Annotated in this window: 5 protein-coding genes; 1 reads left to right on the plus strand and 4 read right to left on the minus strand. The window is 35.5% G+C overall.

What is annotated here, in order from left to right; genetic code table 11:
* Positions 1-61 precede the first annotated feature (61 nt).
* Entirely contained in the window at positions 62-1,252 is a 1,191-nt protein-coding gene (gene rpsA / locus CD112_RS03035; RefSeq protein ID WP_023015187.1) for a 30S ribosomal protein S1, read from the minus strand.
* A 292-nt stretch (positions 1,253-1,544) separates the two neighbouring features.
* Positions 1,545-2,216, minus strand: a complete 672-nt coding sequence (gene cmk / locus CD112_RS03040) for a (d)CMP kinase (protein ID WP_023015186.1) — start codon at positions 2,214-2,216, stop codon at positions 1,545-1,547.
* 78 nt (positions 2,217-2,294) lie between these two features.
* Here cmk and CD112_RS03045 point away from each other — a divergent pair, with 78 nt between their 5' ends.
* Positions 2,295-3,269: an asparaginase gene (locus tag CD112_RS03045; RefSeq protein ID WP_103363827.1), complete on the plus strand. Its 975-nt coding sequence runs from the start codon at positions 2,295-2,297 to the stop codon at positions 3,267-3,269.
* Positions 3,270-3,330: 61 nt separating this feature from the next.
* On the opposite strand, the gene ypdA is transcribed toward CD112_RS03045, so the two are convergent.
* Positions 3,331-4,317 (minus strand): bacillithiol disulfide reductase YpdA, encoded by a 987-nt coding sequence (gene ypdA / locus CD112_RS03050; RefSeq protein ID WP_070463609.1) that lies wholly within the window; start codon positions 4,315-4,317, stop codon positions 3,331-3,333.
* Positions 4,318-4,470: 153 nt separating this feature from the next.
* On the minus strand, positions 4,471-6,021 hold the full coding sequence (locus tag CD112_RS03055; protein ID WP_103363828.1) for a LysM peptidoglycan-binding domain-containing protein: 1,551 nt from the start codon (positions 6,019-6,021) through the stop codon (positions 4,471-4,473).
* Positions 6,022-6,302 lie beyond the last annotated feature (281 nt).

The raw sequence follows: 6,302 nt of genomic DNA on the forward strand, positions 1-6,302 counted from the left end.
ACTGTAAAGTGTGAAGTTAGGACACTTACTACAGTCTTGACTGATGTTAGCGAATTACTTATTAAAATTTAAGGTTTTTCAATTTGTCGCCGAACATTTCACCTAATGTTGGGTTATCATTGTCTTCTTCTTCATGTTTACCTTCAACATAGTCACGTGATTCGTCATCGTCGATTTGAAGTACTTCTTCTTCAGCTGGTACAGCTGCTTTGATAGAAAGTGAAATTCTTTCATTTTCTTCATCAACGCTTAGTACTTTCACAGTAACTGTTTGGTTAGGTGCTAGTACATCGCTAGGTTTAGCGATATGTTTGCGACTGATTTCTGAAATATGAACAAGTCCTTGAACGCCAGCAGCAATTTCTACAAATGCGCCGAAGTCAGTTAATCTTACCACGCGACCTTCAATTACTGAATCCGCATGGATTTCACCTTTAATACTTTCGAATGGGCTTGGTAAAGTATCTTTAATTGAAAGTGAGATTCTTTCTGAGTCTCTTTCAACAGATTTTACTTTTACTTTAACTTTTTCGCCCACTGAAACAACGTCTTCCGGTTTATCAACGTGTTCGTGAGAAAGTTCAGATACGTGAACTAAACCATCAACACCGCCGATATCTACGAAAGCACCAAAGTTAGTTAAACGTGCGATTGTACCTTCAATTACATCGCCTTCATTAAGAGATTCTAGTAATTCAGCTTTTTTAGCTTCATTACGCTCTTGTTCAACTGCTTTACGGCTAAGGATGACGCGATTATTTTCTGGATCAAGTTCTTCAACACGTAGTTCTAAAACTTGTCCATCAAAGCTTGAAAAGTCTTCAATGAAATCAGTAGAAATTAATGAAGCTGGGACAAACCCTCTTTGTCCTACGTCTACAACTAAACCGCCTTTAACGACTTCAGTTACTTTTGCTTCGATAATTTCGTTATTTTCTTGTTTCTCTTGTAAATATTGATAAGACTTCTCTTGTTCTAATTGACGAATTGAAAGGATATATGCACCTGTTTCATTTTCTTCGTCATTTTCTACCTTAGTCACATAAGCTTCTACCGCATCTCCTTCTTTGACAACCTCATTTGGGCTATCAATATGATGAGTAGATAATTGACTAATCGGTACAATACCGCTAAATTTGCCACCGTCGACATCAACAATCACTTGTTTTTCTTCGACTTTTTGGACTTGTCCAGAGATTTTATCTCCTTCTTTAATTTCATTAATCATTGATTCATTGAATTCTTCAGTCATCTTGTATGCCTCCTTGTACACTACATAATTATAACATCTTACAAACTGACAGAATTGTCAAGAAATTCACCTCTATTCACAAAAAGTGAAGAATTCTCTCAAGTTCTGCAGTAAAAAAGTATTATTTTTACGTTCCAATGTACGTATTTATTCTCACTATAATATATACCACAAAAACTCATTTATTATTCACAGTATGGCATAATTATTTGAATCTGTTAGCATCGCCATAGAATGATTATGAATTTTTATAAACAAATTAATATAATTAACATCAGCCTAACATCTAAAATTATGACTGCTTGTTTTGTGTTTCACTGATAAGTTGATTAATTACTTCAGCTACTTCTTCGATAGATTTTCCAGTTGTGTTCACAGTAATTGCATCATCAGCTTGACGTAATGGAGATATTTCACGAGACATGTCGTATTCATCACGTGCTTTGATTTCTTTTTTTAATTGATCTAAAGAGGAAGGAATTCCGCTTGCTTCATTTTCTTTTTGTCTGCGTTCAGCACGTTCGTCAACAGATGCAATCATATATACTTTTAATTCAGCATCTGGTAACACTACTGTGCCAATGTCACGTCCATCCATCACAATCCCTTTCTCAGCAGCTAATTGTTGCTGTACTTCAACCGCAAATGTTCTAACTGGTTCTTTAGATGCTACGTAAGAAACATTTTGTGTGACTTCGTTAGAACGTAAGAAATCTGTAATATCTTCATCGTTTAACAACACACGTTGACCTTTCACATCATCATAAACCAATTTTAATGTTACATTTTCAATAAGAGATTGAAAGTCTTCTGGTTTACCTTCTTTTAAATATTTATAGGTAATTGCACGATACATCGCGCCTGTATCTACATAGATCATAGAATGGCTTTCAGCAACCTTTCGTGCAATGGTACTCTTGCCCGCTGCTGCAGGGCCATCAATAGCTATATTAATTAAACTCATATCTAGAAAACCTTCCCTTGTCGTTTATTCATATTTATTTTATCATAAAAACGTATTATAGAGATAGGAGCGATGACATTGAAAAAGATTTTAGTCATGCATACCGGTGGTACAATCAGTATGTCTGAAGATGAAAGCAATAAAGTAGTAGAAAATGAAGAAAATCCCATTTCAAAGCACCATGATATTATCAAACAATATGCAGACGTTACTGAGATTAACCCTATTAATCTGCCGTCTCCCCATGTGACAATTGCAGATGTTGTTAAGCTCAGGGATGTTATTGAAGAAAACAGCAAGCATAATCAATACGATGGTTTTGTAATTACACATGGTACAGATACTTTAGAAGAAACAGCATACTTATTAGATTTAATTACACAAACTGACAAACCTATTGTAATCACAGGTGCAATGCGCTCCTCTAACGAAATCGGTTCAGATGGATTGTATAATTTCATTTCAGCACTTCGTGTGGCTGCTTCAGATGATTCATCTGATAAAGGTGTAATGGTTGTATTTAATGATGAAATTCACACTGCGCGAAATGTAACTAAAACACATACATCAAATACGAATACTTTCCAAAGTCCTAACCATGGACCATTAGGTGTATTAACAAAAACGAGTGTACAGTTTCACCATAAACCGTACAGACATAAAATTCTAGATAAAATCAATCCGAAATTAGATGTACCTATTGTTAAAGCTTATATGGATATGCCGAGTGATATTTTCTTGTTTTACAGTGAAAGAGCAGTTGACGGTATTGTAGTTGAAGCACTTGGACAAGGTAATTTACCCCCTACTGCTTTAAAAGGATTAATGGCTTGTTTAGATAAAGGTATTCCTGTAATCCTGGTATCAAGATCATTTAACGGTATTGTTGGTCCTATCTATGCTTACGAAGGCGGCGGATACGATTTAGCACAAAGAGGCGTCATCTTTTCAAACGGTTTGAATGGTCAAAAAGCACGTCTTAAGCTCCTTGTTGCGATGAGCAATCATTATGATAAAGAACAACTTAAAGCATACTTTGATGCACAAGTATAATTGGATATAACTAAAAACCGAGAAGCAGCTAGTACTGTTTCTCGGTTTTTTGAGTATTGAATTAAGATTCAAGCGGTGTTTGTTTTTTAGAAACAATATTTTGTGCAATAATGCCACCGTGGAACTTGCCATTTTCAATGAAAATAGTATTTGCATCATTACCAGCTGCAATAACACCTGCAATATAGCAATTTTCTACATTTGTTTCGTAGGTTTCTCTATCATACACAGGTGCAGTACCGAATTCATTTGTATTAATATCGATACCAATCGTTTGTAAGAAGTCATAGTCTGGATGATAACCGATCATCGCAAAGACATAATCGTTAGGAATTGTATAAGATTCGCCTTCTTGTTCAAATGTTAGGCTATCCTCATCAATCTTAGTCACGTTTGCATTAAAATGCATATCGATTTTTTCATGTCTTACTAATGATTCGAAGTTAGGTAAAATCCATGGTTTGATTGCTGATGAATAATCTGAGCCACGGTAAAGTACTGTCACATTTGCACCTGCTTTTTCTAGTTCAAGCGCCGCATCAACTGCTGAGTTTTTACCTCCAATAATCACAACGTTTTGGTCAAAATAAGGATGTGCTTCTTTGAAGTAATGGAAGACTTTTGGCAATTTAGCACCCTCTACTTCCAATTCGTTATGTTGACCGTAATAGCCTGTCGCAACAGTCAAGAAACGACATTGATACGTATCTTTAGTTGTTGTAATTGTGAAGCGTTTACCCATTTTTTTAACTGTAAGCACTTCTTCAAATGCATGAATATTTAATTGATGATACTTAACAACTTCTCTATAGTACACCAACGCTTGGTTTCTTCTTGGTTTATACTCTTCAACGATGAATGGTACATCGCCGATACTTAATTTATCACTAGAAGAAAAGAATGTTTGATGCGTAGGGTAATTATAAATAGACTCTACAACATTCCCTTTTTCTATTACTAATGTTTCAATTCCTTTTTTCTTTTGTTCAATCGCAGCACTTAACCCGCAAGGTCCGCCGCCGATAATGATACTTTCTACTGTTTGCATACAGTTGACCTCCTTCTTCACACCCCTAATATTATATCAGTCATACAAATTTTTAAAAGGTATTCATCTTTTTTCATCTAAGAAAGATTAGAAATTGTGAAGCATTAATGAAAGAAAAAACCTCACTACCATTTTGTAGTGAGGCTAATATTATTATTGTGGAATAACTAGTTGTTGTCCATTTGAAATATTATTGTTGCTTAAACCATTTGCACGTTTGATTTTTTCAACATTTTCTGGTGTACCTTCACCATAGTATTGGATTGCAATTCTATATAAGTTTTCTTTACCGTATACTGTATGTGTTTGGCCACCTTGATTATGTTGTTGTGCTTGTTGCGCTTGTTGGTTTTGGTTGTATTGATTGTTTTGTTGACCTTGCTGATTTTGATTATATTGACCGTTTTGGTTTTGTGCAGCGTTTTGTTGTTGATCATAAGCATTTTGGTCTTGATCTTGTGCTTGTGATTCGTCAGTTGCTTCTGAATCTGAAGCGGCATGATGTTTAGAATGATCGTGTTTTGCTTTATCAGATTTTTTATCTTTGTTTTTGTCTGCTGCTTTTTTATCTTTATCTTCATTTTTATCTTTAGCTGCATCTTTATTTTTGTCTTTATCCGATTTTTGTGCAACTTTGTTGTCGTCTTGTGCTTTATGACTGCCTTGTTCTGTTAATGCTAAACCAGCAAAAATTGCGATAGCTGCGATTAATAATAAGCCTAAAAGTAAAGGAAGTAATTTTTTTAATCCGCCTTTATTCTTTTTAGGAGGTTCTCCGTCATTACCAGCACTGCCGTTTCCGGAACTACCATTGCCAGAACCGCCATTACCTGCGCCTCCGTTTCCAATACCTGCATGCGCTGATTTGCTTGCAGCAGCACCACCAGCTACACCGGCTGCACCGGCAGCAGCAGCTTTTTTACCGGAGTTGTCTTTTTTCGCAGTGTCTTTCTCTTTAGGTTGTTCATCAGCTTTTTGTTTTTCGGCCTTTTTCTTATCAGAATGTTTTTGAGCGGCTTTACCAGCAGCAGCGCCTCCAGCTACACCAGCTGCACCGGCAGCAGCAGCTTTTTTACCAGAGTTGTCTTTTTTTGTTGTGTCTTTCTCTTTAGGTTGCTCTTCAGTTTTTTGCTTTTCATCTTTTTTCTTATCAGAATGTTTTTGAGCAGCTTTACCAGCAGCAGTACCTCCAGCTGCACCAGCAGCTGCAGCTTTTTTACCAGAGTTGTCTTTTTCAGTATTTGTGGGTTCTTCTTTTTTGATATCTTTATCTTTCTTATCATCTTTAGATTCAGAAGCTTTTTCATGATTTTTTTCTAAATCTTTACCGATAATACCGCCGCCAACACTGCCTGCTGCTGTACCTGCAGCTTTTTTCTTGCCGTTTTGTTGACCTTTTACAGTTTCAGAAATATGACCTTTTGACTCTTTTTTCGTTGGTTCTTCTTCTTGGCTATGTAAGTCATTTGGTTTTTCTGTCTTTTCTTCACGTTGATGTGTTGCAGTAGCACGTCTTCTTTGACGTCTTTTATGCGCATTTCTCGGTGGGAAATGTTGTTCCTGCTTTTCTTTTATAGGTTCTTCTTGATGATTTGTTTCTGTGTCAACTGACTTGTCTAAATGATCAGGCTTTTTATGAGATGGTTTAGGATCAATCGATTGACGGTTGCGTTCAAAATCATCTTTGAAATTGTTGTTTGACAACGTCATCATCCTTTCTATATTAAAAATATTTTTATTTACATATGTAGTGTTCATACCCTAAATGAAGAGGTTGAAAAACACATCTTGTAAGTTAATTATAACTTGCAATACATACTAAGCAAAGAGAATTATACCCTATCTGCAACTTGTTTTTCAAAATAAAGTATCCATTTAACTACGTTGTCACAAGTTTATATTATTTCTACTAATATCTCTAGGATGTAAGTGGTTATTCACTAACCATAACATTAAATCAAAGGATAATGATTAATATTAAGTAA

The organism is Staphylococcus simulans (genome assembly GCF_002902285.1).
Taxonomy (GTDB): Bacteria; Bacillota; Bacilli; order Staphylococcales; family Staphylococcaceae; genus Staphylococcus; species Staphylococcus simulans.